This is a genomic window from Mesorhizobium sp. WSM4830 (assembly GCF_055811495.1).
The window spans coordinates 130,352-154,602 of record NZ_JBVVQI010000016.1 but is presented as its reverse complement, the minus strand read 5'-3'; the positions used below and the strand labels follow the sequence as shown (position 1 = coordinate 154,602).

26 protein-coding genes and 1 pseudogene are annotated in these 24,251 nt (G+C 63.6%); 13 read left to right on the top strand and 14 right to left on the bottom strand.

The features are described 5' to 3' along the window. Positions 1–161: 161 nt before the first annotated feature. Positions 162–650, bottom strand: a complete 489-nt coding sequence (locus tag AC0L2Y_RS20965) for a GNAT family N-acetyltransferase (protein ID WP_473559133.1) — start codon at positions 648–650, stop codon at positions 162–164. Then, positions 643–1,419 carry a transglycosylase SLT domain-containing protein gene (locus tag AC0L2Y_RS20960; RefSeq protein ID WP_473559131.1) on the bottom strand — a complete coding sequence of 259 codons (777 nt, stop codon included), beginning with the start codon at positions 1,417–1,419 and terminating at the stop codon, positions 643–645. The genes AC0L2Y_RS20965 and AC0L2Y_RS20960 overlap by 8 nt, the downstream gene beginning before the upstream one ends. A 207-nt stretch (positions 1,420–1,626) precedes the next feature. On the opposite strand from AC0L2Y_RS20960, the gene AC0L2Y_RS20955 reads away from it, so the two are divergent. Beyond that, the gene (locus tag AC0L2Y_RS20955; RefSeq protein ID WP_473559129.1) at positions 1,627–2,199 is read left to right on the top strand and encodes a methylated-DNA--[protein]-cysteine S-methyltransferase; all 573 of its coding nucleotides are present in this window, start codon (positions 1,627–1,629) and stop codon (positions 2,197–2,199) included. 50 nt (positions 2,200–2,249) lie between these two features. Here AC0L2Y_RS20955 and AC0L2Y_RS20950 read toward each other — a convergent pair whose 3' ends face one another. Then, on the bottom strand, positions 2,250–2,576 hold the full coding sequence (locus AC0L2Y_RS20950; RefSeq protein ID WP_473559127.1) for a hypothetical protein: 327 nt from the start codon (positions 2,574–2,576) through the stop codon (positions 2,250–2,252). A gap of 299 nt (positions 2,577–2,875) precedes the next feature. Between AC0L2Y_RS20950 and AC0L2Y_RS20945 the strand changes: the two genes are divergently transcribed. From AC0L2Y_RS20945 to AC0L2Y_RS20935, 3 genes are all read left to right on the top strand, one after another. Then, positions 2,876–3,088: a cold-shock protein gene (locus tag AC0L2Y_RS20945; RefSeq protein ID WP_023678332.1), complete on the top strand. Its 213-nt coding sequence runs from the start codon at positions 2,876–2,878 to the stop codon at positions 3,086–3,088. A 277-nt stretch (positions 3,089–3,365) separates the two neighbouring features. Next, entirely contained in the window at positions 3,366–3,566 is a 201-nt protein-coding gene (locus AC0L2Y_RS20940; protein WP_352637184.1) for a hypothetical protein, read from the top strand. Next, positions 3,563–3,817 (top strand): type II toxin-antitoxin system RelE family toxin, encoded by a 255-nt coding sequence (locus AC0L2Y_RS20935; RefSeq protein WP_352683820.1) that lies wholly within the window; start codon positions 3,563–3,565, stop codon positions 3,815–3,817. The genes AC0L2Y_RS20940 and AC0L2Y_RS20935 overlap by 4 nt, the downstream gene beginning before the upstream one ends. 87 nt (positions 3,818–3,904) lie before the next feature. On the opposite strand, the gene AC0L2Y_RS20930 is transcribed toward AC0L2Y_RS20935, so the two are convergent. The 3 genes from AC0L2Y_RS20930 to AC0L2Y_RS20920 form a co-directional block, all read right to left on the bottom strand. Then, positions 3,905–4,513, bottom strand: a complete 609-nt coding sequence (locus AC0L2Y_RS20930) for a glutathione S-transferase family protein (RefSeq protein ID WP_473559125.1) — start codon at positions 4,511–4,513, stop codon at positions 3,905–3,907. Between the two features lie 262 nt (positions 4,514–4,775). Continuing rightward, positions 4,776–5,630: an EAL domain-containing protein gene (locus tag AC0L2Y_RS20925; protein ID WP_473559123.1), complete on the bottom strand. Its 855-nt coding sequence runs from the start codon at positions 5,628–5,630 to the stop codon at positions 4,776–4,778. Further along, positions 5,627–6,520 carry an EAL domain-containing protein gene (locus AC0L2Y_RS20920; RefSeq protein ID WP_473559121.1) on the bottom strand — a complete coding sequence of 298 codons (894 nt, stop codon included), beginning with the start codon at positions 6,518–6,520 and terminating at the stop codon, positions 5,627–5,629. The genes AC0L2Y_RS20925 and AC0L2Y_RS20920 overlap by 4 nt, the downstream gene beginning before the upstream one ends. Before the next feature lie 194 nt (positions 6,521–6,714). Here AC0L2Y_RS20920 and AC0L2Y_RS20915 point away from each other — a divergent pair, with 194 nt between their 5' ends. Beyond that, complete coding sequence (locus AC0L2Y_RS20915; RefSeq protein WP_473559120.1) at positions 6,715–7,917, top strand: pyridoxal phosphate-dependent aminotransferase; 1,203 nt, start codon at positions 6,715–6,717, stop codon at positions 7,915–7,917. A 6-nt stretch (positions 7,918–7,923) separates the two neighbouring features. Here AC0L2Y_RS20915 and AC0L2Y_RS20910 read toward each other — a convergent pair whose 3' ends face one another. Together AC0L2Y_RS20910 and AC0L2Y_RS20905 are read right to left on the bottom strand one after the other, a co-directional pair. Continuing rightward, the gene (locus AC0L2Y_RS20910) at positions 7,924–8,319 is read right to left on the bottom strand and encodes a (R)-mandelonitrile lyase (protein WP_473559118.1); all 396 of its coding nucleotides are present in this window, start codon (positions 8,317–8,319) and stop codon (positions 7,924–7,926) included. A gap of 30 nt (positions 8,320–8,349) precedes the next feature. After that, positions 8,350–8,946, bottom strand: a complete 597-nt coding sequence (locus tag AC0L2Y_RS20905) for a methyltransferase family protein (RefSeq protein WP_473559116.1) — start codon at positions 8,944–8,946, stop codon at positions 8,350–8,352. Positions 8,947–9,092: 146 nt separating this feature from the next. Between AC0L2Y_RS20905 and AC0L2Y_RS20900 the strand changes: the two genes are divergently transcribed. The 3 genes from AC0L2Y_RS20900 to AC0L2Y_RS20890 all read left to right on the top strand — a co-directional run bounded on the left by AC0L2Y_RS20900 (position 9,093) and on the right by AC0L2Y_RS20890 (position 13,616). Next, positions 9,093–9,959, top strand: a complete 867-nt coding sequence (locus tag AC0L2Y_RS20900) for an alpha/beta fold hydrolase (RefSeq protein ID WP_473559115.1) — start codon at positions 9,093–9,095, stop codon at positions 9,957–9,959. Between the two features lie 164 nt (positions 9,960–10,123). Then, positions 10,124–12,175, top strand: a complete 2,052-nt coding sequence (locus AC0L2Y_RS20895; protein WP_352489086.1) for an elongation factor G — start codon at positions 10,124–10,126, stop codon at positions 12,173–12,175. Positions 12,176–13,118: 943 nt separating this feature from the next. Continuing rightward, entirely contained in the window at positions 13,119–13,616 is a 498-nt protein-coding gene (locus tag AC0L2Y_RS20890) for a methyltransferase family protein (RefSeq protein ID WP_473559114.1), read from the top strand. A gap of 260 nt (positions 13,617–13,876) precedes the next feature. On the opposite strand, the gene AC0L2Y_RS20885 is transcribed toward AC0L2Y_RS20890, so the two are convergent. Both AC0L2Y_RS20885 and trxB read right to left on the bottom strand, forming a co-directional pair. After that, positions 13,877–14,773, bottom strand: coding sequence for a LysR family transcriptional regulator (locus tag AC0L2Y_RS20885; protein WP_023678345.1), 897 nt, complete (start codon positions 14,771–14,773; stop codon positions 13,877–13,879). 97 nt (positions 14,774–14,870) lie between these two features. After that, positions 14,871–15,845: a thioredoxin-disulfide reductase gene (trxB, locus tag AC0L2Y_RS20880; protein ID WP_352489083.1), complete on the bottom strand. Its 975-nt coding sequence runs from the start codon at positions 15,843–15,845 to the stop codon at positions 14,871–14,873. 266 nt (positions 15,846–16,111) lie between these two features. On the opposite strand from trxB, the gene AC0L2Y_RS20875 reads away from it, so the two are divergent. Then, complete coding sequence (locus AC0L2Y_RS20875) at positions 16,112–16,588, top strand: Lrp/AsnC family transcriptional regulator (RefSeq protein WP_352670636.1); 477 nt, start codon at positions 16,112–16,114, stop codon at positions 16,586–16,588. Between the two features lie 209 nt (positions 16,589–16,797). Next, complete coding sequence (locus AC0L2Y_RS20870) at positions 16,798–17,694, top strand: DMT family transporter (protein WP_473559111.1); 897 nt, start codon at positions 16,798–16,800, stop codon at positions 17,692–17,694. A gap of 10 nt (positions 17,695–17,704) precedes the next feature. Here the strand turns inward: AC0L2Y_RS20870 and AC0L2Y_RS20865 are convergent. The 4 genes and pseudogenes from AC0L2Y_RS20865 to AC0L2Y_RS20850 all read right to left on the bottom strand — a co-directional run. After that, positions 17,705–17,788 (bottom strand): annotated as a pseudogene (locus AC0L2Y_RS20865) (HAD family hydrolase); the annotation flags it as partial. Between the two features lie 363 nt (positions 17,789–18,151). Beyond that, positions 18,152–18,727, bottom strand: coding sequence for a D-sedoheptulose-7-phosphate isomerase (locus AC0L2Y_RS20860; RefSeq protein ID WP_473559109.1), 576 nt, complete (start codon positions 18,725–18,727; stop codon positions 18,152–18,154). Between the two features lie 7 nt (positions 18,728–18,734). Further along, complete coding sequence (rfaE1, locus tag AC0L2Y_RS20855) at positions 18,735–20,213, bottom strand: D-glycero-beta-D-manno-heptose-7-phosphate kinase (protein WP_473559108.1); 1,479 nt, start codon at positions 20,211–20,213, stop codon at positions 18,735–18,737. Between the two features lie 139 nt (positions 20,214–20,352). Beyond that, positions 20,353–20,985, bottom strand: a complete 633-nt coding sequence (locus AC0L2Y_RS20850; protein ID WP_473559106.1) for a LysE family translocator — start codon at positions 20,983–20,985, stop codon at positions 20,353–20,355. A 176-nt stretch (positions 20,986–21,161) separates the two neighbouring features. Between AC0L2Y_RS20850 and rfaD the strand changes: the two genes are divergently transcribed. From rfaD to waaC, 3 genes are read left to right on the top strand one after another with little or no spacing between them, the layout of a single operon-like run. Then, positions 21,162–22,112 carry an ADP-glyceromanno-heptose 6-epimerase gene (gene rfaD, locus AC0L2Y_RS20845; protein WP_473559104.1) on the top strand — a complete coding sequence of 317 codons (951 nt, stop codon included), beginning with the start codon at positions 21,162–21,164 and terminating at the stop codon, positions 22,110–22,112. Next, positions 22,085–23,092 (top strand): lipopolysaccharide heptosyltransferase II, encoded by a 1,008-nt coding sequence (gene waaF / locus AC0L2Y_RS20840; protein ID WP_473559103.1) that lies wholly within the window; start codon positions 22,085–22,087, stop codon positions 23,090–23,092. The genes rfaD and waaF overlap by 28 nt, the downstream gene beginning before the upstream one ends. Next, positions 23,089–24,078, top strand: a complete 990-nt coding sequence (gene waaC, locus AC0L2Y_RS20835; protein ID WP_473559101.1) for a lipopolysaccharide heptosyltransferase I — start codon at positions 23,089–23,091, stop codon at positions 24,076–24,078. The genes waaF and waaC overlap by 4 nt, the downstream gene beginning before the upstream one ends. Positions 24,079–24,251 lie beyond the last annotated feature (173 nt).

Genomic DNA, 24,251 nt, shown 5'->3' with positions numbered 1-24,251 from the left:
TGCGCATCGGCCTCGCCGAATTCCACGCCATCAAGTACGGAACCAAACTCAATCTGCAAAATGTGTGAATCCGATAGGTTCCTATACGGGGAGAAGATGCCGGCAGGCAGATGAGGGGCGGCGCCGACTTCTGCGGCCGAGCGCCAGCTTTGCCCCGCCGCTCACCCCACCCAATCCACCTCGACCATCCCCAGCCGCTGATAAAGCCTGACCGCGGCGGCGTTCTCGACCGTGTTGGTCTTGAGGTCGACATGCGCCGCGCCCCTTGCCTGAAACGCCGCAAACGCGTGGCGCATCAGCGCTTCGGCGATGCCCTTGCCGCGTGCCTCGGGGTGGACGGCAAGGTCCTTGACGAAAGCCCGCGTCCAGCAGAGCGCCGCGCCTGCCAGCCGGCCCTTGCCGTCGATGACCAGGAAACACAAAGCCGGATCGAATTCCGCGTCGCCGGAAATGCGCGGCCACCATTCGTCGAACGGCCCGTCGGCACCGTCGTCGAACACCGCGATCAACAGCGTATGCAGTGCGAGCGCATCGGCGGCTTCGAAGCCGCGCATGAAAAAACCTGCGGGCCAGCGCGGCACCAGAAGCGTGTCGTCCAAAATCTTGCGCAGGCGGATGTCGTTTGGCGCCGGTGGACGCGGCTCAGGCATCGGGCTGCATGCGGCGGCGCAGGCTGTCGCTGCCGAGACCGGTTTCGCCCAGCATCCCCTTGCGCTTGGCATCGTAATAATAGCCGCTCTGATAGAGCCGGTCGGCGCGCTTGGGGTTGCCGCCTGAGACCAGCCAGGCGCCGCGCAGATATTTCACCGCGTATTTCAAATTGGTCTCGGCGTCGAACAGGCCGCTCGCCGGTCCGTCATAGCCCATGCCACGCGCCGTCGCGTGCTTGATCTGCATCAGCCCCCAATGGCCGTGATTGTAGGCTTTCGGGTTGAAGGTGCTCTCGCGGTTGACGACGCTGCGCACCAGATCGACCGGCACCTGGTAGAGCGCGGAATATTTCTCGATCAGCCGCTCGATCTCGCTGCGGCCGCCGGCATTCGACTGGCCCTCTACCGGTTCGGTCGCGGCCAGAGCGGCCGGGTTCTGCGGCACCGTGTAGGAAACCGGCTGAACGCCGGGCATGGTAGCGGTCTGTTCGGTGACCGGCATGGCGACGGCGGTCGTCGCGATGGCTGGCTGGGCATTGGCGGTCATGACGGCGGGGGTAGTTGCCACCAGCGGCGTTGGCCCGGCAAAGGCGGCGGCCGGCTCGACCGGCAGTGCTGCCGCCTGGGCGACGCTGGATGGTTCCGGCAGCACCGAAACCGTGTCGGGCAGCGCCAGCGTGAAGCCGGCATCGGTGTTGGCCGTGTTTTCGGTGAAGGCCGGCGCCGGGGTCACCGGCGAAGTCGAGGTGCAACCACTGAGAGCGGCCACGGCCAACACCGCCGCTAGGACGGGAAAGAGGAATTTTGCTGGCAAGCGGCGCTCGGGTCCGGTTCGTCGGGTGTTAAGAAGTCCTTACACCAGCATCTTTCCCCGGGCAATCCGCGGCAGCCGGCGGTTTTCGGGTGGCGAGCCGGGCCGGGAAATGCGATATTGTTCTGGATTTGTACTTCGAAGGATTCCGGAAAGGAGCACGCCATGGACGCCTCTCATGCCACCACCGGCCACGCGGTCTTCGAAACCGTGCTCGGCTTCATGGGCATCGCCTGGAGTGATGCCGGGCTGACCCGACTCTGCCTGCCGCAGCGCAACCGCGACGCGGTCGAGCGCCGGCTGCTGCGCCATGCCTCAGACGTCGAACATGCAGCGAAGCCCGAGCCGCAATGGGTTGCCGAACTGATCGCCTCGATCAAGGCCTACGCCGCCGGCGAGGACGTCGATTTCTCCGGCGTGCCGGTCGATCTCAGCGGCGTCGACGAGTTCCGCCTGGCGATCTATGACGCGGCGCGAAAGCTCGCCTTCGGCGAAACCACCACCTATGGCGAACTGGCCAAACGCGCCGGCCATGCCGGGCTGGCGGGTGAGACGGGCGCCGCACTCGGCGCCAACCCGGTGCCGCTGGTCATCCCCTGTCACCGCATCCTTGCCGCCGGCGGCAAGATCGGCGGCTGTTCCGCCCCCGGCGGCTCGGCCACCAAGGAAAAGATGCTGGCAATGGAAGGCGTGCGCGTCGGCCCGCCGCCGCCAGCGCAGGTGTCGTTCGGGTTCTAGGGTTTATCGATGTTCAGGTGAGGCCGACACCCTGCACGTCGTCTCAACTCCTAATCCGGAAGCAGGCGCCGGCGGAAGCGGCGGTCGATCTCCACCCGCTTGCATTTGTAGACGGTGCAGGAATTCGTATCGGCACTCGGCACCGAGGCCCGCGCCCTGACCTCGCCGATGTCGCAAAATTGCTGGCTCCGCACGTAGCGGTCGTAGAGCGCCAGGCCCGGCACGCGCGCCGATCTGTAGCGCAGGATGACCGCGCCCTCGCGCGCGATCGTCGCCTGCACCTTGCCGCAGCTCATGCGCGTCGGATCGTAGCGCGAGGCCGCCTGCGTCTCGGCGGCCACCAGCGTCAGGCAAGCGGCAAGCAGAACGATTTTCATGGCCCCTCTGCCCAAAACCCGGTCGCGCCCGAAGCTAGCGCGATCTCCCGCGTCAGGCGCGCGACGACGACGCTCTCACGCGATTGGGGCGGCCGTTGGGCAGCGTTGCCGCCGCGCCATTTTCCGCCCCGTCTTGTTTTTCGAGCGAAAGCATATTATATGCGGTCCATTGATATTTCGGCCGATCGATCCGGGCCTCGCGATATTCGCGTTTGCTGACGTTCTATCTCCAAAATCTCGATACAAACCGGCTGGGTTTCGGTCCAGTCAAACTAAAGCAAACGTAAAGGACTATCGAAATGGCAACAGGTACGGTCAAGTGGTTTAATTCCACCAAGGGTTTCGGCTTCATTCAGCCTGACAGCGGCGGCGCGGACGTTTTCGTCCACATCTCTGCAGTCGAGCGCGCTGGACTGTCGACCCTGGTCGAAGGCCAGAAGATCAACTTCGAGATCGAGCAGGACCGCCGCACTGGCAAGTCGTCCGCTGGATCTCTGAGCAAGGCAGCCTGATTTTGCGAATGGCGCGCGCCGGGCGATAGCCCGGGGCGCGCGGCAAGTCACGGATGTACTGGCGGTCGCGCGAGAAGCGCGCCGGAGCGAAAGACCCCGACAAGCCGAAGCAGCAGATTGCTGCCGGCCCGGCCAAAACGCTCCCGATCAGGCTACCAAGCATGGGAAGGCGGGATTTTGTCCCGCCTTTTTGCTGTCTGGATTCCGATGAACCGCCGCCTTGGTCCTATGGGACCACTTTGTGGTGTTTTTGCCCCGGTCATGGTACCATCAACCCATGAGCAAGCTTGAACAGATTGAGAAATCCGTCGCCGAACTAAGCCCCGAAGAGCTCAAGGCGTTTGCCGCATGGTTCGAGGCGCTGCAGGCCGACATGTGGGACCGTCAGTTCGAAGCCGACGCCAAGGGCGGCAGGCTGGACAAACTTGCCGAGCAGGCATTGGCTGATCATCGCGCCGGCCGGACCCGGCCTCTGTGAATCATTTTGCCACTCCCTCGTTTTGGGAGGCCTACGCAAAACTGCCCTCGTTAATCAGAGCAAAGGCGAACAGACGTTTCGCCAAACTGAATTCTGAGCCGTTCCACCCATCGTTGCATTTCAAACAGGTCGGGCGCTACTGGTCGGCGCGGGTTGATATCAACTACCGCGCCGTAGCTGTTCGCGACCACGATGACGTGGTCTGGTTCTGGATAGGCACCCATTCCGAGTATGATCGCCTGCTGAAATAGCCGCGCGACCATTCACGCCGCCGGCCGAAAGCCCCGAGCCCGACGTCCGGAGCGAGCCGCGAAGCGGCGACAAGCGTGAGGACAGAACTAAGGCAGCCACTCCAGCGGCACATGCCCCGGGTCGGCCTCGACCCTTTTCAGCCAGGCGGCGACCGCCGGATAGGCGTCGAGCTGAAACCCACCGGTCTCGGCCGTATGCGTGTAGGCATAGAGCGCGACGTCGGCGACGCTGAGCGCATTGCCGGCGAAGAAGCTGCTCGCGGCCAGGTGCCTGTCCATGACGCCGAGCGCCTTGTTGCCGCGCTCCAGCGTCAGCGCCAGCCGCTCGGGCGTCGCATCCTTGGCTCTTTCAGGGAAGGTCAGCAGCGCCCTGCGCACGGCGATATAAGGCTCATGGCTGTATTGCTCGAAGAACAGCCATTGGTAGGCCAGCGCGCGTTCATACCGGTCCGCTGGTAGAAACCGCGTGCCTTCGGCGAGATAGAGCAGGATGGCATTGGATTCGGCCAGCCGGCGGCCGTCGTCGAGTTCGAGCAGCGGCACCATGGCGTTTGGGTTTTTGGCGACATAGTCGGGTTTGCGCGTGTCGCCGGTGTGCGAGCTGACCTCGACATTGGTGAAAGCGATGCCGAGCTTGGCCATCAGCAGGCGCGGCTTGTAGCAATTGCCGCTGTCGATCATTCCGTAGAGTATCATCGGCGCTCCCCTTGTTCGCACCCACCCGTCTCAGGGCTTGATCCAGCCTCTATCGCGGCAGCGGCGGCTTCATCCAGTGATTTGTTTTGGCGTAACCATCAGCGCCGCTGATGCATTTCAGGACATGCCGAGATTCAAGTCAGGCCGTGCCGAGAGTGGTGGCTTCCGAGAACCGGAGCGGAGCGTACTTTTTGGGTACGTGAGCACCGGAAGCGCAGGACCCCCCGTTCGCAGGCCGGCATCACTTGAATATCGGCATGTCCTAGCCGAACAAGGGGATGACGTTGCTATCCCTGCCAAGCAGCCTGTCGATCGACAGCGGCTCCTCGTCGAACAGCGTGCCGGCCAGCGCCGGCCGGGCGAGGTAAAAACCCTGCAGCAGGTCGACGCCGCCATCCAGCGCGACGCGCAGATGCGTGGCGTTCTCGACGCCTTCGACCAGCACCTTGGCGCCGCGGTCGTGCAGCGTCGAAACCAGCGGCCGGAAAAACCGCTCGGCGGCGGCATGGCGGCAGAATTCGGCGAACCAGGTGCCGTCTATCTTGACGATATCGGGCTGCACGAGGGCGACCCTTTCTTCGGTCGAATGCCCGGTGCCGAAATCGTCGATGGCGATGCGGACGCCGTCGCGCCGCATCTCGCGCGCCAGGCTGACAAGCACCTTGTCGCCGGCAGCCTGCTCGGTGATCTCGCAGACCAGCATGCCGGGATGCAGGCCGAAATCCGCCAGATGCCTGGTCATCAGCCTGATTTCGGCCAGCGCCCGTGCGGGGTCATCGTTGATCAGCGGATTGTAGTTGAAGAACAGGTCGAGCCCGTCGACGCCGATGTTGCGGAAATTGCGCAAATGCAGCACCCGGCACATGGTTTCGACAAACAGCCGATCCGCTGCCGGCACACCTTCGAAGAAGACTTGCGGCGCCACCGGCCTGCCTGCACGATGCGGCTCGATCAGTCCCTCGACCGCGACGGCGGCGAGAAACCTGCCGCGCGGCGCGAAGACCGGCTGGTAGGCGCTCCTCAGCCGGAATGCACCGTAGACGCCATATTCGATGCCGACCTCGTCGGCAAAGATCGCCTCGCCGACCTTGCGCCGCATGTCGGCTTGCCCGGTCACGACGCCACCCTGCGGCCAAAGGCCCGCATCGGCCGCCGCGATGGCGAAACAGCGGTGGCCACCTTCTCCGTATCGGCCGACACCGCGGCCGCCCGCCCGCTCTTGTCGAAGACGTGAAAGCTGGTTGGCGCAAGCTCGGGGCGCGCCAGCACATAGCCCTGCACCATCGAAGCGCCCGACTTTTCGGCGAGCTCGAGCTGCCAGCCCGTCTCGATGCCCTCGAATACCGTGCGGATGCCTTGCTCTTCGAAGCTGGTCACCATGGCGGTCAGCAAGGCGAAGCCGGCACCGGATTCCATCAGCGTCATGATCCAGTCGGCGTCGAACTTGACGATGTCGGGCCTGAGTTCCTTGATGCGATTGATGTCGGATTCGTCCGCTCCGTAATCGTCGACCGCAATGCGCAAACCATTGCCCCTGAGCGCCTCGACGAAATTGTAGAGCGTCTCCTGCGACGCCGACTTCTGCTCGGTGACCTCGCAGACGACGCGGCGCGGATCGATGTCGGCCTCGTGCAGCACCAGCCGCATGTCGCGCAGCGCCTTGTCGGCGATGCTGCGGTCGGTGAATACCGATGGATCGAAGTTGATGAAGATCGAGGCGTCTCGCGGCAGGCAGGCGCCGGCGTTCAGAAGGTGCAGCGTCCGTGTCAGCGCCTCGATATGCAGACGGTCGACCGACGGACAGCTGTTGAAGAAACTCATTGGCGGCTGCGGCTCGCCTTCGCGGAACGGCCGGATCAGCCCCTCGAACGCGACGACGGAAAGCTTGCCCTTGTTGAAGGCGAAGATCGGCTGGAACGCGCTTTGCAGCGTATAGACCCCCCAGACACCGCTGGCGGTGCCGTCATCATGGCGGATGATATGGGCAAGCCCGATGCTGCGCGTCACGGTTCCTCGCTATGCGAGATTGGCGGACCGGCTACGGTCCTGCCGTTCAAGCTTTTACCGGTCGTTGATGAATTTATTGTTGCCGTCGTTGCGCGCTGGCTCATCCGACAGTGCTTGCGCTTGGCGGAATGATGCGACATGAGATGCGCCGCGGTTGGATGGACCGCCTGCATCCCAAAGGAGACAATATCGTCATGGCCTTTCTTGCCGACGTCCTTTCCCGCGTTAAGCCTTCCGCGACCATCGCGGTGACGCAGAAGGCGCGCGAGCTGAAAAACGCCGGCCGCGACGTGATCGGGCTGGGCGCCGGCGAGCCGGACTTCGACACCCCCGACAACATCAAGAACGCCGCGATCGAGGCGATCCGCCGCGGCGAGACGAAATATCCGCCGGTATCCGGCATCGTGCCGCTGCGCGAAGCGATCGCGAAAAAGTTCAAGCGCGAGAACAATCTCGACTACCGGCCGGAGCAGACCATCGTCGGCACCGGCGGCAAGCAGATCCTGTTCAACGCCTTCATGGCGACGCTGAACCCCGGCGACGAGGTGATCATCCCGCGGCCCTACTGGGTGAGCTATCCCGAAATGGTGGCGATCTGCGGCGGCACCTCGGCCTTTGCCGACACCTCGATCGAGAACGGCTTCAAGCTGACGGCAGCCGTGCTGGAAAAGGCGATCACGCCGCGCACCAAGTGGCTGCTGATGAACTCGCCGTCCAACCCCTCGGGCGCCGCCTATACCGAAGCGGAGCTCAAGAGCCTGGCCGACGTACTGTTGAAGCATCCCCATGTCTGGGTGCTGACCGACGACATGTACGAGCACCTGACCTATGGCGACTTCGTCTTCAAGACCATCGCCGAGGTCGAGCCTAAACTCTATGAGCGCACGCTGACCATGAACGGCGTGTCGAAGGCCTATGCCATGACCGGCTGGCGTATCGGCTATGCGGCAGGCCCGGTGCCGCTGATCAAGGCGATGGACATGATCCAGGGCCAGCAGACCTCCGGCGCCTGCACCATCGCCCAATGGGCGGCGGTGGAAGCACTGAACGGCCCGCAGGATTTCATCCCGAAGAACAAGGCGATCTTCCAGGGCCGGCGCGATCTCGTCGTCTCGATGCTCAACCAGGCGCGCGGCATCACCTGTCCCTCGCCGGAGGGTGCGTTCTACGTCTATCCCTCCTGTGCCCAGCTGATCGGCAGGAAGACCAAGATCGGCAAGGTGATCGACAGCGACGAAACCTTCTGCTCGGAACTGCTTGAGGCCGAGGGCGTGGCGGTTGTTTTCGGCTCGGCCTTTGGCCTCGGCCCGAACTTCCGCATCTCCTATGCCACGTCGGAAGCTCTGCTCGAAGAGGCCTGCACGCGCATCCAGCGCTTTACCGCCGCGCTGGCCTGAGACGTTTCAGCCGCCATACTGCTCGTCGCTGACGTTCTCCAGCCAGTCGACATGCACACCCTCGAGCGCCTCCTGCATGGCGATGTGGGTTATCGCCGATTTCGGCGCTGCGCCGTGCCAGTGCTTTTCGCCGGCCGCAAAGGAGACGACGTCGCCGGCCCTGATCTCCTCGATCGGCCCGCCCCAGCTTTGGACGAGACCGGCACCGGACGTGACATAGAGCGTCTGGCCGAGCGGATGCGTGTGCCAGTGGGTGCGGGCGCCGGGCTCGAAACTGACCAGCGTGGCGCGTAGCCGCGCCGGCGCCTCCTTCTCGATGATCGGCGTCTGCAAAACTCGGCCAGTGAAGTATGTTTCCGGCGCAACAATCGTCGGCACGCTGCCGCAGGCAATAATCTTCATCGTCGCAAGTCCTCGATCCAATCCAGTGTCTTAGAGCCTACCACTTTCGTCCGACGCCGGCTGCATGTTCTGCCGGCTACGGGCAAGGCGCGGCCAGAACAGGCCGGTCCGCGTGCGGTAAGCGTCGTAGGCGTCGGCCAACCTTGTCCGCGAAAATTTTCGCTCTTCGTCCAAGGCTGCGATCACGTAGATCGTAACGATGCCGGCGACCGGCACCACCGCCCAGACCGACCAGGTCGCGATGCCCCATCCGATCCAGAAGATGATGTAGGACGTGTAGAACGGATGGCGGACGTGGAAATAGGGGCCTTCGGTCACCAGGCTGTCGGGATTGTCCGGATCGAACGCGAAACGCAGCCGCGCCTTGCGGGAGACCGAGATCGCCCACCAGAACAGCGCCGTGCTTACCAGTTGGATGGCGAGCCCGCCGATCTTCGCTGCAACCGGTTGCCGCTCGATCCACAGCAGTGCAAGAAAGAACAGAGCCGTGCCGACCACGACGGCCGAAATGATCATCGCGCCTTGGGACATGCTCGGCGACTGGAAATGGCCGCGCATCGACCAGGCATATTGTCCGAGCGTCGCGATGCTGCTGATCGAGACGAGAAGGTCAAGCGTGGATTCCATCATCAGGCTCCGGGGGTTAGCTGTGGTGGATTCGGTCATCATACCCGGCAGAAACCGAGAAATCATTTCTTAACCACCGTTCTAAACAACATGGTGACCTCGGCATGCGATGTTGACCTAGAGACAATCCCAAGGTCCAACCAGATATGGCCGTTTCCCACCGCACGATCCGCACGCCGCACGCGGATTTGCGCCTCAGCCAGTCGTCGGGACCCGGCATCCCGCTTGTCCTGATCCACGGCTCGGGCAGTTCGCGCGCCGTATTCGCCCGCCAGTTCGACAGCCCGTTGGCCGCTGCCCATCGGTTGATTGCTTTCGACCTGCCCGGCCATGGCGAATCCTCGGACGCCCGCGATCCGGCGACGGACTACACCATCGCCGGCCTTGCCCAGTCGGCGGCTCAGCTCCTCGATGCCTTGGGGATCGGCCGCGCCGTCGTCTTCGGCTGGTCGCTTGGCGGGCACGTGGCAATCGAGCTCGCGAGTTTCCACCGCGCCGTCGGCGGGCTGATGCTGACCGGCGCACCGCCAGTATCCAAGGGCCCTTTCGGCATGCTGCGCGGCTTCCACGCGCATTGGGACATGCTGCTGGCGTCCAAAAAGACGTATTCCGAACGCGATGCCGAGCGCTTCGAGACGCTGTGTTTCGGCGACACCGCCGACCCGTCCTTCCGCAAAACCATCCTGCGCACCGACGGTCGGCTGCGCGCCGCGGTGACGCGCGGCATGCTCACCGGCAAGGGCGCCGACCAGAGACAGGTGGTCGAGCAGGCGGCATTTCCGGTGGCAATCGTCAATGGCGAGAACGATCCGTTCGTCCGGCTCGGCTATTTTGAGACGCTCGCCTACGGCTCGCTGTGGGAGCAGTGCCACATCATTCCCGGTGCCGGGCATGCGCCTTTCTGGGAGCGTGCGGACCTGTTCAATCCGTTGCTCGCTCGCTTTGCCGAGGCGGTGGCGGTGCAGCGCGTGGACGCAACGCCGCTGGCGTCGCGCCTAACCGGCACCGGCTGAATCCACCCTCAACTTCAAATCCCTTCAACCTCAAATCCCTTGCCCTCCCGGCCTGCCCGTGGGACGATGCCCTTTGGGTAGGTGGCAAATTGAAAAAAGCCTCGCCCGCGACGGCCGACAGGCCGGCCGCCGCTCACAGGGAAACGCCTGAGTGGAGGTCAGCCATGGGTACTCGCGCCGGAGGACGACGCACGGGACCGAAATGCATTGCCATAGTCGGTCCCTTCGCAAGCGGTAAGACGACACTTCTCGAAGCCATACTCGCCCGTACAGGCGCCATTCCCCGCCAGAATCCCGTTTCGTCCGGAAATACCGTTTCCGATCATTCGCCCGAGGCGCGCGCTCACGGCATGAGCGTCGAGGCGACCTTCGCCACCACCGAATTCATGGGCGAGCCGTTCACCTTCGTCGATTGTCCCGGCTCCATCGAATTCTCCTTCGAAGCCGAGCCGGTGCTGGCCGCCTGTGACGTCGCCGTGGTCGTTGCCGAGGCCGACGAGAAGAAGATCCCTGCCCTGCAGCTGATCATGCGCAAGCTCGACGATCTCGGCGTGCCGCGCATGCTGTTCCTGAACAAGGTCGACAAGGCGATATCAGGCGTGCGCGACACGCTGAAGATGCTGCAGCCGGCAAGCTCGGTGCCTCTGCTGCTGCGCCAGATCCCGCTGCGCAAGGACGGCGTCGTAATAGGCTCGATCGACCTTGCTCTGGAGCGTGCCTACATCTACCGCGAATATGCCGAGAGCGAGGTCGCCCAGATCCCGAGCGACGACAAGGCGCGCGAGCTCGAGGCGCGCTTTTCCATGCTGGAGACGCTCGCCGACCATGACGACCGGCTGATGGAGCAATTGCTTGACGAGATCGAACCGCCGAAGGACGCGATCTTCGACGACCTCGCCGCAGATCTACGCGACGGCACGGTGACGCCGGTGCTGATCGGCACCGCCGAGAAGGGCAATGGCGTGCTGCGCCTGTTGAAGGCGATCCGCCACGACGCACCCGACATCGAAGCGACGCGCCAGCGCCTCGGCGCTCCCGATGGCAATGCCACCGTGGTCCAGGTGATGAAGACCATCCACACCGCGCATGGCGGCAAGCTGTCGGTGTCGCGCATCCTGTCCGGCCAGGTCGCCGACGCCGCCGAGCTGTTCCTTCCCACGGGCGAGACGGCAAAGGTCTCCGGCATCTACAAGATGCTCGGCAAGGACCAGGTCAAGCTGACTTCGGCCAAGGCCGGCGACACGGTGGCGCTCGGCAAGCTGGACGCCGTCAGGACCTGCCAGACGCTGAGCTCGACCAAGGGCGGCATCAAGCCGCTGGTCACGCTGGCGCCGCCGCAGCCGGTCTTCGCCTTCGCGCTGCGACCGAAGGAGCGCAAGGACGAGGTCAAGATGTCGGCGGCCATCCAGCGCCTGGCCGAGGAAGATCCCTCGCTCAACCTGCATCACAACCAGGATTCCGCCGAAACCGTGCTGTCCGGCCATGGCGAGATGCATCTGCGCGTCGTGCGCGAGCGGCTGGAAGGCAAGAACCAGATCCCGGTCGAAGGCCATGTGCCGGCCGTGCCCTATCGGGAGACGATCCGTAAAGCGACGCAGCAGCGCGGCCGCCACAAGAAACAGTCGGGCGGCCACGGCCAGTTCGGCGACGTGGTGCTGGAGATCAAGCCGCTGCCGCGCGGCTCGGGTTTCCAGTTCACCGATACGATCACCGGCGGCGTCGTCCCGAAGACCTACATCCAGTCGGTCGAGACCGGCGTGCGCGATTACCTGAAATCCGGCCCGCTCGGCTTCCCGGTCGTCGATGTTGCCGTCAACCTTTCCGACGGCTCCTACCATGCGGTCGATTCCTCCGACATGGCCTTCCAGATGGCGGCGAAGCTGGCGATGAAGGAAGGCATGGCCGCCTGTTCGCCGGTGCTGCTCGAACCGGTGATGAAGGTCGAGATCGTCACGCCGTCTGATGCGACGTCGAAGATCATCGCGCTGATCCCGCAGCGGCGCGGCCAGATCCTCGGCTACGACGCGCGGCCGGATTGGCCGGGATGGGACGTCGTCGAGGCGACCATGCCGCAGGCCGAGATCGGCGACCTCATCATCGAGCTGCGCTCGGCCACGGCGGGTGTCGCCAGCTATCGGGCCGTCTTCGACCACATGGCCGAACTCACCGGCCGGTTGGCCGACGAAGCGCTGAACGCCAACGGCAAGGCCGCCTGAAACGGCAGCTTGCGGCCAGAACACTAATGCATGTCGCGCAAAAGTGTGCGACGGTTTTGCGATAACGACATGCATCAAACAAGGACCTAAAAGCGCGTCGCATGAGGCCGGTCGAACGCGACGCGCTTTTAGGAAGCACACAAGGAAACGGCGCCCGGATCATTCGGGCGCCGTTTCGTTGCGGACCGTCTTCGTGGGAGGCGAAACGGCAGGTCCGCCGCATACTTGCCGCCGGTGCCTGGCGGCGGAGGAAGGTTCGGACGCGGTAGCTGCCTGAGCCCGGATCGTCCGAGTGATGCCCCCATCCCCCGGACGAGCCACACCGCGTCCTATGCTCTTCTTAATCGATTTGGCGCGCCCGCGGCATGTTACCCGAGGTTACATGTCACTGTTACGCGACCGTTCCGGCCGATTTTCTGGCGATGTGTTGGTTTCGGGCAACAAAAAAGCCGGATCAATGAAGACCCGGCTGAGTTTGATTGGAAGTGCCTGTTAAGGCTAACCTCCAGAGGGGAACACTCGAGAGCGCTAATGGGAGGAGAACGCGCTCAGGAGATGATCTATATATGTGCTCTTCATGCCCAAGAAACAAGCATCTATTTTGCAACACACACATGCAAAAAGGCGCCGGCTGTGGTCTAATCGGTCCTGAAGCGCAATAGGACCAGTTGAATCGCTGAAATACGGCGTGCGGCAAGGCAAAAATCGATCCACAGCCGCGAATCAGCAGCGATTCCTGCTCTGAAAGTCGAAAAACGCAGGATGACATGGAATCGTGCAGCATGCGTTTGTTTTTTCGGCAGCCAGACCTTGCTGGTGCATGCCGCCCAAAAGCCCGCCATCGAGCTTGAGCTGAGGGTGCAGCGGTTTGGGTTACATGCCGGACAAGACCTGAAGCGTGTTGCGGGAGACCGTTCAAGGGCGCGCCCGTAAGGAGACCTACATGCGGGCCGCTTCGGCGATCGCCGGTAGCGTCATCTTCCTTGCTGCAGCGCCCGGCGTGGTCGCCGGACTGCTGCCTTGGCTGCTGACCGACCGTTATGGCCTGCCCTGGTCGAGACTGCCCGGTTTCGTTCCTGTGGGCTGGCTGCTGGTTATCGCCGGCACAGCCGTGCTGCTGCATGCCTTTGCCCGGTTTGCCCTGGAGGGCCTGGGTACGCCAGCCCCGGTCGCGCCGACCGAAAGGCTGGTCGTCGGCGGCATCTACCGCCATGTCCGCAACCCGATGTACGTCGCCGTGCTGTCGATCATCCTCGGCCAGGCACTGCTGTTTTCCAGCTGGACGGTCGCCGCCTATCTAGTCATCGCCGCGGCCGCCATGATCTCCTTCGTGAAACTATATGAGGAACCGACGCTTGCCCGCCGCTACGGTGACGAATACGAGGCCTACCGCCGCGCCGTACCAGGCTGGCTGCCCCGCCTGACACCTTGGCGCGGGTAATTTCTGGACGCCGACAATTGGTGAAACCGGCGATACGGCCCCCTTCTCCCGTCACTATACGGGGAGAAGGGCCCGGCAGGGCGATGAGGGGCGGCGCAACATATCAGCACTGCCCATCGCCGAGCCAAGCCAAGTACGACAAAGGCTGGTGCCGCCCCTAATCTGGCTGCCGCCATCTACAGCGACGGGGAGAAGGACGCTTTCACCGAGCTTTCGTCAATCGCCGCCGTTGCTCGGAAAAGTCGGCGCGCTGCTAGAGGCTAAAACGACCAGCTGCGCGCCTTGGCGATGATGAAATCGCGGAAGACATGCAGCTTCGCCTGATTCTTCATCGCGTCGGGATAGGCGAAATAGGTATCGAAGGACGGCACTTCGGTTTCGGGCAGCAACTGCACCAGCCCGGAATCCTTGCTGACCACGTAATCGGGCAGCATGGCGATGCCGGCACCGCCCTGCACCGCCCGCTTGATCGACAGGATGTCGTTGATCTGCAGCGTCGGCACCCTTTGCCCGCCTTCGAAATCGCCGACCGTCTCCAGCCAGTTCAGTTCCGACAGATGCGCCGGCACCGGCACGCCGAAGGTGACGATGCGATGGGTCTTCAGCTCGGCGATCGAATTCGGCTTGCCGTATTTGTTCACATAGGACGGCGCCGCATAGAGATGGAAATGCACGGTGAACAGGCGGCGCTGGATGAGGTCCGGCTGCTGCGGCTGGCGCAGCCGGATGGCGCAGTCGGCCTGGCGCATGGTGAGGTCGAGTTCCTCATTGGCCAGGATGAGCTGCAGGCTGACCTCGGGATAGAGCTCGATGAACTCCTGCACGCGCTCGGTCAGCCAGCCGGCGCCGAGGCCGACCGTGGTCGTCACCCTGAGCACGCCGGAGGGCCGGTCCTTGGTTTCGGTCAGTCGCGACTTGATGGTTTCAAGCTTCATCAGCACGTCGTGCGCCGTGCGGAACAGCATCTCGCCCTGCTCGGTCAGCACCAGGCCGCGGGCGTGGCGATTGAACAGCGGCACGCCGACATCATGCTCGAGCGCGCTGACCTGCCGGGAGATTGCCGATTGCGACAAATGCAGTGTTTCCGCGGCATGGGTGAACGACCCCGCTTCCGCTGCGGCGTGAAACACGCGTAGCTTGTCCCAATCCAACGCCATGATTTCCCCTCGTCCTGTTTTCTGGCGTCCGCCTGTTATGGCGTCTGAATGAAAAATCAGGCTTTTGCGCGGCTCTTCTCAGCCGCTTGTCGAACAATCACTCCGCCGCTTCGCGGTGAACCTCGATCCCTGCCAGATATTTTTCCGCCTCGAGCGCGGCCATGCAACCGAGCCCGGCCGCCGTCACCGCCTGGCGGTAGATATCGTCGGTCACGTCGCCGGCGGCAAACACGCCCGGCATGTCGGTGCGGGTCGAATCCGGCGCCGTCCACAGATAGCCGTTCGGCTTCTGCTTCAGCTTGCCGGCAAACAGCTCGACCGCCGGCGCGTGGCCGATCGCCACGAACACGCCGTCGACCACCAGATGCATCTCCTGCCCGGTCACCACGTTGCGCAGCTTCAGCCCTTCGACCGAAGGCGGCAGCGGCGCCTTGCCGGGCCGGCCGGTGATCTCGTCGACCACCGTGTCCCAGATGACGCGGACATTGTCTTTCCGCAGCAGCCGCTCGCGCAGGATGCGCTCGGCGCGGAAATCGCTGCGCCTGTGGATGACGGTGACGCTCTTGGCCAGGTTGGAGAGATAGAGCGCTTCCTCCACCGCCGAATTGCCGCCGCCGATCACCGCGACATCCTTGCCGCGGTAGAAGAAGCCGTCGCAGGTGGCGCAGGCCGAAACGCCAAACCCCATGAAGGTATGTTCGCTTGGAATGCCCAGCCACTTCGCCTGGGCACCGGTGGCGATGATCAGCGCGTCGGCGGTATAGATCGTGCCAGAATCGCCCTTGGCGCGGAACGGCCGCACGTTGAGGTCGACCTCGGTGATGATGTCGTTGACGATATCGGTGCCGACATGCTCGGCCTGCCTGAGCATTTCGCTCATCAGCCATGGACCCTGGATCGGTTCGGAGAAGCCCGGATAGTTTTCGACGTCGGTGGTGATCATCAGTTGCCCGCCCTGCTGCAGGCCGGCGACCAGCATCGGCTTGAGCATGGCGCGGGCGGCATAGATCGCCGCCGTATAACCGGCGGGGCCGGAGCCGATGATGAGAACAGGCGCGTGCTTGGTGATCATGAAAAGCCTCTGCGGGGAGCAGCCATGGATTGTGGCATGAACTCTCGTCGATTGTTGCGCGTAATGTAAGTGTTGCCTGCGACGCCAGCAAGGCAAGTTGCCGTTCGTCCCCGGAAAGCTTCGGCGCCGGCGACGGCGACAAGCAACCGGCAGCAAGATGATGCGAAAATCCTCGATCCAGCGGATGGAATAGACAGCAAAGTCGTTTAACTACAAAGTCGCGAAAGATTCTTTCGCGTCACCACGGAAGCCGCACGGAAGCCACCATGCCGATCAAGGCCGATCTCGATGCCATCGACTGGAAGATCCTGCGCGAGCTTCAGCAGGACGGACGCATGACCAATGTCGAACTGTCGGGCCGTGTCGGCATTTCGGCGCCGCCGTGCCTGCGCCGCGTCCGGCGATTGGAAGAGGCCGGCATCATCCGCGGCTACCGCGCCCTGCTCAACGCGCCAGCGCTCGGCCTCGACGTCGTCGCCTTCTGCCTGATCGGCCTGCATCACCAGGCCGACGCCGAACTCAAGACCTTCGCCGAGCGCACCCGCGGCTGGCCGATCGTGCGCGACGCCTGGATGGTGTCGGGCGAATCCGATTTCCTGCTGCATTGCGTGGCGAGCGATCTCGGTACCTTCCAGACCTTCGTCATCGAAGAACTGGCCTCGGCCCCCAATGTCGACACGGTGCGAACCGCGCTGACCATCCGCCGGGTCAAGGATGAAGGTTTAGTGGCGTTCAATGCCTGATCGGGACCGCAGCAACCGAAGCTTTGATATTCGACAATAGGAATTCTAAAACACTTTGAATATTAATTCCAATGTTAATATTCTAATAAATCTGGTCGATTTAGGTAAAACTTCCAATATAATTGCCGGTTTAATTCATATTATCGTCTGAACTTACACTCCGAAATTAGACGGGCGAAGCGTTGAGCACGACAGCACTGACACGCTCAATGTCGGCAAGCGACTGGGGGCAGTTGCTGCTTCTGGGTTTTCTGTGGGGCGGCACCTTCTTCTTCGCGCGCATCGCGGTAGCCGAGATTCCGCCACTTGCCCTTGTCCTTTATCGGGTGTCGATCGCCGCCTTGGTCCTGCATTTATGGCTGAGGATGCGCGGCATTTCCTTCGCTCCCGCACTGGCGAGGCCCGGTCCCTTCCTGTGCCTGGCTTTGCTCAATAACGTGATTCCGTTCTCCCTGATCTTCACAGGACAAACCGAGATTGGTGCGGGTCTTGCCTCTATCTTCTATGCAACAACACCTCTCTGGACGATCCTCCTTGCAAACCTGCTGACGGCGGATGAGAAGTTGTCGGCGACCAAGCTTGCGGGAGTGGGGCTCGGAATCGCCGGAGCCGCCCTCATGATCGGCCCCGGGCTGCTGTCCAATCTTGGTGGCCCTGCCTGGGCGAAGCTCGCCGTGATCGGGGCGGCCATCTCCTACGGCTTCGGCGTCGTCTACGCCAAGCGTTTCAAGAACATGAAGCCATCTGTGGTGGCGACCGGCCAACTCACTGCCTCCACCATAGTCATGTTACCGATCGTTTTCCTTCTCTACAGTCCCGAGGCGATCGTGACGTCAAGCGTCCCCATATGGGCGGCAGTGGCTGTTCTCGCGGTCTTCACGACGGCGCTGGCATTCATCCTCTATTTCAACCTGATCGCCTCGGCCGGAGCGACAAACGCTTCCCTCGTGACGCTTCTGGTGCCTGCCAGCGCGATCCTGCTTGGCACGGTGTTTCTCGGGGAAAGGCTGGAGCCGTTCGAGTTCGCGGGGATGACATTGATCATTGCGAGCCTGCTCATCATCGATGGCCGGCTTTTTCGCCGCTGGATGACGCAAAAATCCTGACTTCGCGACCAGCCAGCCCCGCGACAGGCCGGCGCACCGCTTCCATATCCGCCAGCTTGTCGCCAACTATAAGCGATCGTTTCAGATCGAACCCACGGCGCCTGGCCGCCTTGAGAAACCGGGCAAAGCGGCTGCGAAACAAAAACCCGGAAACAAAAAACCCGCCTCAACAAAAAACCCGCCTCGGCGGGCGGGTCGTCGGTGGAATCATCCCCATAGTCAAATTAGTAGCATAGCTGCCGGCACAAAGCAAGAACAAAATGTGGCTATGCGTCAAATAATAATCACTACAGGCTAGCGCTGCCCCTCACCCTTACCGTCTCCCCGTGAAGGACGGGGAGAGGGGGATCGCCGAGCTTGCAGGCTAGTCCCTTCTCCCCGTCCTTCACGGGGAGAAGGTGCCGGCAGGCGGATGAGGGGCGGCGCCAACATTGACAACGGATCCGCCTCTACACGATCACCCCGCGTCGCAGAGGCGCTCTTCGACCATTTCGCAGAGATGGTGGTAGAGGCACAAATGCCCCTGCTGGACGATCGGCGTCGAGGTCGAGGGTACGTTGAGCAGGATGTCGGAGAGCGGTTTCAGTCTGCCGCCGGTGTCGCCGGTCAGGCTGATCACCGTCATGCCCATCATGCGCGCTTGTTGGGCGGCGGCGAGGATGCTCGGCGAATTGCCGCTGGTCGAGATGGCGAGCAGCACGGCGCCCGCCGCGCCATGCGCCTCGACCTGGCGCGCAAACACCGTGTCGAAGCCGTAATCATTGCCCCAGGCGGTCAGCACCGCCGCGTTGGCCGGCAGCGCGATGACGTTGTAGGCCTTGCGCTCCCTGAGGAAGCGGCCGACCAGCTCGCCGGCGATGTGGATGGCGTCGCTGGCCGAGCCGCCATTGCCGGCTATCAGCAGCGCCTTGCCCTGCGAAAGCGCGGCGATGACGGCGCTGACCGCCCGCTCCATCTCGCTGGTCAGGTCGCGCTCGACCATCGCCGAAATCGCGGCCGCCGAGCGGGCCAGGTAATCGTTCAGTTCGGACATGAAACCCTCAGTTCCCGGCGCGTAATTTGCCGATGGTGCCGGTGGTGCTCTTGCCGGCGACGAGGTCGACCAGCACGACGCGCCCGCCGGCCTTCTGCACGACATCGGCGCCAACCACCTGATCGACCGTATAGTCGGCGCCCTTGACCAGTATGTCGGGGCTCAGCGCCTCGATCAGCGAAAGCGGCGTATCCTCCTCGAAGATGACGACGGCGTCGACCGAGGCAAGTGCTGCCAGTACGCAGGCCCGGTCATGCTGGTCGTTGACCGGGCGTCCCGGCCCTTTCAGCCGGCGCACCGAGGCATCGCTGTTGAGGCCGAGCACCAGCCGGTCGCACTGGCTGCGCGCCGCATGCAACAGGCTGACATGGCCGGCATGCAGGATATCGAAACAGCCATTGGTGAAGCCGACACTCAAGCCCTCGTCCTTCCAGGCTGCCACCAGCCGCGCCGCGGCGGCGGCATCGAGGATGGCATCCTTGTGGGCAACCGGACCATGCGAGCGAAACAGCGCGCCGGTGAGTTCCTCGATCGTCAGCCGCGCCGTGCCGCGCTTGCCGACGACAACGCCGCCGGCGGCGTTGGCGATCGATCCGGCCATGACGCGGTCGGCGCCTGCCGCAAGAGCCAGTGCGAAGGTGGCGATCACCGTGTCGCCGGCGCCCGAAACGTCGAACACCTCGCGCGCCTGCGTGGCGATATGGCGGGCATCGTTTGGACCGACGACGCTCATGCCCTTTTCGCTGCGCGTCGCGACGACGAAATCGAAACCGTGCGCCGAGATCAGCTGGCGCGCCGCCGTCTCGATCTCGTCGTCGGCAAACACTGCGCGGCCGACCGCCTCGCCGAGTTCCTTGCGGTTGGGCGTGATTGCCGTCGCGCCGGCATAACGCGCATAGTCGCTGCCCTTCGGATCGACCAGCACCGGCTTGCCCGTTTGCCGGCAGATCGAGATCAGCTCGCCGGCGACGCCGTCGAGCAGCACGCCCTTGCCATAGTCGGATAGGATGACGATGTCGGCGCGCGCCAGCGCTTCGCGAAAATGCCCGACCAGTGCCGCGCGCTCGGCATCGCCCAGCGGCTTGATTTCCTCTTCGTCGAAACGCAGCACCTGCTGGTTGAGCGCGCTGAACCGGCTTTTGGACGACGTCATGCGATCGGCATCCTGCACCAGCCCGCCGGTGTCGACGCGAAATTCGCCGAGCATGCGCATGAGGTTCTTGCCGGCCTCGTCAGCGCCGATCACCGAGACCGGTATGACGGCAGCGCCGAGCGAAACGATGTTGGCGACGACATTGCCGGCGCCGCCCATCGCCAGCGTTTCGCCGCGCCCGTGCAGCACGGGAATCGGCGCTTCCGGCGAAATGCGCTCGATCACGCCGTTGACGAAACGGTCGAGGATGAAATCGCCGACCACCAGCACGGTGCCGCCGCCGAAGCGCGAGATGGCGCGGTGAAGAGGTTCGGGAGAGGGCAGCTTGATCATGTCAACGCGCGGGAGGGCCGATTTTCAGTGATGGGAAATCCGATTGGCAGGGCCGGCCGTTCATGGCGATGCCGATATACCGCAATTTCAACCGACGCAACGCCGGGGCTTCGACCAATCGCGGCGGCGAGACAGTGCGTCAGCTTTTCTGCAACGCGACATGCACGCCCAGCCCGACGAGCACCGTACCGCCGACGCGCCGCATCAGGCGCTGCGCCCGGCTCGACTGCCGCAGCCTGGCGATCACCGCGCCGGCCAGTATCACGCAAACAATGTCGGCCGACGAGAACATCAAATTGACGATCGTTCCAAGCACGACGAACTGCAGCCAGACCGGAAGCGCTGCCGAGGCGTCGATGAATTGCGGCAGGAACGCCATGAAGAAAATCGCCGTTTTCGGGTTGAGCACCTCGACGGCAATGCTCTCGAAAAAGGCGCGGCGGGCGGATTTCGGCTGAATTCCCGGCAAGACAACGTCGCCTTGCGCCTTGGCGCGAAACAACGAAACACCGAGCCAGATCAGATACAGCGCACCGACCAGCTTGACCGCCATGTAAAGCACCGGCACGGCATGGAAAAGCACCGACAGGCCGACAGCGGCGGCGAAGACATGAACGTAGCCGCCAAGATGGATGCCGAGCGCCGCCATCAGGCCGGACCAGCGGCCGCGCGCCATGGTTTGCGCGGCGGCATAGAGCATGGCGGGACCGGGGATATAGGCGAAGATCGCCGTCGTGGCGAAAAAGGCGACAAGCAGTTCGGTTGATGGCATTACCTTGCTCCTGTCGCCGGTCGGCCGGCAGGCCGACTGAAACGAGACCTTTGCGGCGCCACTATGGCGCTCATCCGGCCGCCCCGCCACCTGCTTTGTCGACAGCCCGGCCCGCCTCCCCTATAAGGCCAGAATCCCACAAGGGCTACAACCGGCACAAGGTACCAGAGGCTTTCATGATCATCGTCACGGGCGGCGCCGGCATGATCGGTTCCAACATCGTCGCCGCGCTCAACGCCGACGCTTTCAGCGATATCCTCGTCGTCGACGACCTCACCGACGGCCACAAGATCGCCAACCTCGCCGATCTCGAGATCGCCGACTATCTCGACAAGGACGATTTTCTGGCGCGGATGGAGGCCGGTGACCTCGGCCGCATCGAGGCGGTCTTCCACCAGGGCGCCTGCTCGACCACCACCGAATGGAACGGCAAGTTCATGATGGAGGTCAACTACACCTATTCGAAGCGCCTGCTGCACGCTTGCCTGGCCCTGCGCGTGCCCTTCCTCTATGCCTCCTCCGCTTCCGTCTATGGCGACGGCGCCGAGTTCCGCGAGGAACCGCAATACGAGCGGCCGCTGAACGTCTATGCCTATTCGAAAAAGCTGTTCGACGACTATGTCCGCCGTACGGTTTTCGATACGGATCACTCGCCGGTCGCGGGCCTGCGTTATTTCAACGTCTACGGACCGCGCGAGGCGCACAAGGGCGCCATGGCCTCTGTCGCCTTCCATTTGTTCAACCAGGTCGAACACGGCGAAAACCCCAAGCTGTTCGGCGCCTATGACGGTTTCGGGCCCGGCGAGCAGAGCCGCGACTTCATCCATGTCGGCGATGTCGCCGACGTCAATCTGTGGCTGTGGAAACGCGGCTCTAGCGGCATCTTCAACTGCGGCACAGGCAAGGCCCAGCCCTTCCGCGCCATTGCCGAAACGGTGATCGATACACTGGGCCAAGGCCAGATCGAGTTCATCGAGTTTCCCGACCACCTCAAGGGCAGCTACCAGAGCTTTACGCAAGCTGATATGTCCCGCTTGCGCGCAGCCGGTTACAATGGCCAGTTCCGCACAGTGGAAACCGGCGTCAGAGACTATGTCGAATGGCTGAAAGCCCAACGATCCTCGTGATCGGCCCACGCTGGGTGGGCGATATGGTGATGGCGCAGTGCCTGTTCTCGGCGCTGAGGGAGCATCATCCGAACGCCGCCATCGACGTGCTGGCGCCGGCCTGGGCAGCGCCGCTGGTCAAGCGCATGCCTGAAATCCGCCAGCAGATCGACCTGCCGCTGCAATCCGGCGCGTTCGAATTCCGCATCCGAAGGCGCTTCGGCCGCCTGCTGCGCGGCCGCTACGACATGGCCTATGTCCTGCCGGGAAGCTGGAAATCGGCGCTGATTCCGTTCTTTGCCGGCATTCCGCGCCGTGTCGGCCATCTCAAGGAAATGCGCTACGGGCTGCTGACCGACATCGTGCCGTTGCCCGACCGCCTGAAACGGCGCACCGCGCAGGCCTATTTCAGCCTTGCTCGGGGTGGCGCCTTCCAGGCCCCGAAGCTTGCCGTCGATGCATATAGCCAGGCGGCACTGCTCGGCCGTTTCGGGCTGACGCTGGGGAAATTCGTGGCAGTCATGCCCGGTGCCGAATTCGGTCCGGCCAAGCGGTGGCCGAGCGAACACTATGCCGGGCTTGCCCGCGAGATGATGGCGAAAGGGTTTGGCGTCGCACTGTTCGGATCGAAGAACGACGCCGAAGTGACGGCGGAAATCGCCGCGCTGGCGCCGGGCGCCGTCGACCTTGCCGGCCAGACGCGGCTCGAGGATGCCATCGATCTGATCGCTGCGGCGAGGCTCGCCGTTTCCAACGACAGCGGGCTGATGCATGTCGCCGCCGCCGTCGGCACGCCTGTCGTCGCCGTCTACGGCTCGACTTCGCCGCAGAACACGCCGCCGCTCGCCGAGCGTCGCGAACTGGTCTGGCTCGGCCTGTCCTGCTCGCCCTGCCACAAAAAAATCTGCCCGCTCGGTCATCTCAACTGCCTGAAGACGTTGGAGGTCGAACGCGTCGTGGCGGCGGCGGAGCGGATGCTGGAAATGCCGGCCGCCGCATGAAGGTGCTGATCCTCAAGACGTCGTCGATGGGCGACGTCATCCACACCTTTCCCGCGATCGAGGACGCGCGCCGCGCCCGGCCGGATATCTCCTTCGACTGGTGTGTCGAAGAGGCCTTTGCCGGCATCGTGGCGCTGCATCCAGCCATCCAAACCATCCACAGCGTGGCGATCCGGCGCTGGCGCGGGAAGCTGCTCGAGCCCGGCACATGGCGGGAAGTGGTAGGCTTGCGCCGCGCCTTGCGCGATTGCCGCTACGACCTCGTCCTCGATGCACAAGGCTTGCTGAAATCGGCGCTGGTGGCGCGACTGGCGGCAGCACCGATCGCCGGGTTCGACCGTTCGAGCGCCCGCGAGCCTTCGGCGAGCCTGTTTTATGGCCACCGCTACGCCGTGCCGCGCGGCCTGCATGCGATCGAGCGCACGAGGCGGCTGTTCGCCCTGGCGCTCGGCTACGAGCCGGATTTTTCCCAGCTTGAATCGGGCATCGTGCCGCCAGCCGGAAGGTCGATTTTTGCCGGTGAAAAGACCGCCTTCCTGCTGCACGGTACCAGCCGCGAGGACAAGAAATGGCCGGTCGCGGACTGGATCGAAACCGCTCGCCTGCTGGTGGGCAAGGGAATGACGCCGGTCACCACCTGGTCGAACGACCGGGAAAAGGCAGTTGCCGAGGCGATCGCCGGCGCCGTCTCGCAAACCGTGGTGGTTCCCAGGTCGCCGCTTGCCGAGATCGCCGCTGTCATCGGCGGTTCGACGCTGGTCATTGGCGCCGACACCGGCCTGACCCATCTCGCCAGCGCCTTCGGCCTGCCGACGGTGGCGGTGTTCCTGGCCACCGAGCCCGGCCTGACCGGCCCGCGCGGCCCATTCTCATCGACGCTGCTGGCCAGGCCCGGCCGCAGCGTCACGCCGCCGGAGGTGATGGCGGAAGCCGAGAGATTGCTGGCGCTTCGGGCGCTTGGACAAGCCGGCGCCGACAAGAATTGATTTGTCAATTCAATAAGAAAGGTCGGCGCTGCCCCTCATCCGCCTGCCGGCACCTTCTCCCCGTATAGTGACGGGGAGAAGGGGCTGAACGCAAAAGTCGGCGCTTATTTGCAACGCTGAAAATTGGCGAAATCATCGATGACAGCCCCTTCTCCCCGTCACTATACGGGGAG

Bases quoted from the DNA above. Each gene is read 5' to 3' on its own strand.
- AC0L2Y_RS20895 (WP_352489086.1), top strand. From the start codon at position 10,124: ATGGGTACTCGCGCCGGAGGACGACGCACGGGACCGAAATGCATTGCC.
- AC0L2Y_RS20890 (WP_473559114.1), top strand. From the start codon at position 13,119: ATGCGGGCCGCTTCGGCGATCGCCGGTAGCGTCATCTTCCTTGCTGCA.
- AC0L2Y_RS20905 (WP_473559116.1), bottom strand. From the start codon at position 8,946: ATGGAATCCACGCTTGACCTTCTCGTCTCGATCAGCAGCATCGCGACG.
- AC0L2Y_RS20950 (WP_473559127.1), bottom strand. From the start codon at position 2,576: ATGAAAATCGTTCTGCTTGCCGCTTGCCTGACGCTGGTGGCCGCCGAG.
- AC0L2Y_RS20850 (WP_473559106.1), bottom strand. From the start codon at position 20,985: ATGCCATCAACCGAACTGCTTGTCGCCTTTTTCGCCACGACGGCGATC.
- AC0L2Y_RS20875 (WP_352670636.1), top strand. From the start codon at position 16,112: ATGCCGATCAAGGCCGATCTCGATGCCATCGACTGGAAGATCCTGCGC.
- AC0L2Y_RS20965 (WP_473559133.1), bottom strand. From the start codon at position 650: ATGCCTGAGCCGCGTCCACCGGCGCCAAACGACATCCGCCTGCGCAAG.
- waaC (WP_473559101.1), top strand. From the start codon at position 23,089: ATGAAGGTGCTGATCCTCAAGACGTCGTCGATGGGCGACGTCATCCAC.
- AC0L2Y_RS20860 (WP_473559109.1), bottom strand. From the start codon at position 18,727: ATGTCCGAACTGAACGATTACCTGGCCCGCTCGGCGGCCGCGATTTCG.
- AC0L2Y_RS20900 (WP_473559115.1), top strand. From the start codon at position 9,093: ATGGCCGTTTCCCACCGCACGATCCGCACGCCGCACGCGGATTTGCGC.
- rfaE1 (WP_473559108.1), bottom strand. From the start codon at position 20,213: ATGATCAAGCTGCCCTCTCCCGAACCTCTTCACCGCGCCATCTCGCGC.
- AC0L2Y_RS20940 (WP_352637184.1), top strand. From the start codon at position 3,366: ATGAGCAAGCTTGAACAGATTGAGAAATCCGTCGCCGAACTAAGCCCC.
- AC0L2Y_RS20870 (WP_473559111.1), top strand. From the start codon at position 16,798: ATGTCGGCAAGCGACTGGGGGCAGTTGCTGCTTCTGGGTTTTCTGTGG.
- waaF (WP_473559103.1), top strand. From the start codon at position 22,085: ATGGCTGAAAGCCCAACGATCCTCGTGATCGGCCCACGCTGGGTGGGC.
- trxB (WP_352489083.1), bottom strand. From the start codon at position 15,845: ATGATCACCAAGCACGCGCCTGTTCTCATCATCGGCTCCGGCCCCGCC.
- AC0L2Y_RS20930 (WP_473559125.1), bottom strand. From the start codon at position 4,513: ATGATACTCTACGGAATGATCGACAGCGGCAATTGCTACAAGCCGCGC.
- AC0L2Y_RS20945 (WP_023678332.1), top strand. From the start codon at position 2,876: ATGGCAACAGGTACGGTCAAGTGGTTTAATTCCACCAAGGGTTTCGGC.
- AC0L2Y_RS20955 (WP_473559129.1), top strand. From the start codon at position 1,627: ATGGACGCCTCTCATGCCACCACCGGCCACGCGGTCTTCGAAACCGTG.
- rfaD (WP_473559104.1), top strand. From the start codon at position 21,162: ATGATCATCGTCACGGGCGGCGCCGGCATGATCGGTTCCAACATCGTC.
- AC0L2Y_RS20915 (WP_473559120.1), top strand. From the start codon at position 6,715: ATGGCCTTTCTTGCCGACGTCCTTTCCCGCGTTAAGCCTTCCGCGACC.
- AC0L2Y_RS20885 (WP_023678345.1), bottom strand. From the start codon at position 14,773: ATGGCGTTGGATTGGGACAAGCTACGCGTGTTTCACGCCGCAGCGGAA.
- AC0L2Y_RS20910 (WP_473559118.1), bottom strand. From the start codon at position 8,319: ATGAAGATTATTGCCTGCGGCAGCGTGCCGACGATTGTTGCGCCGGAA.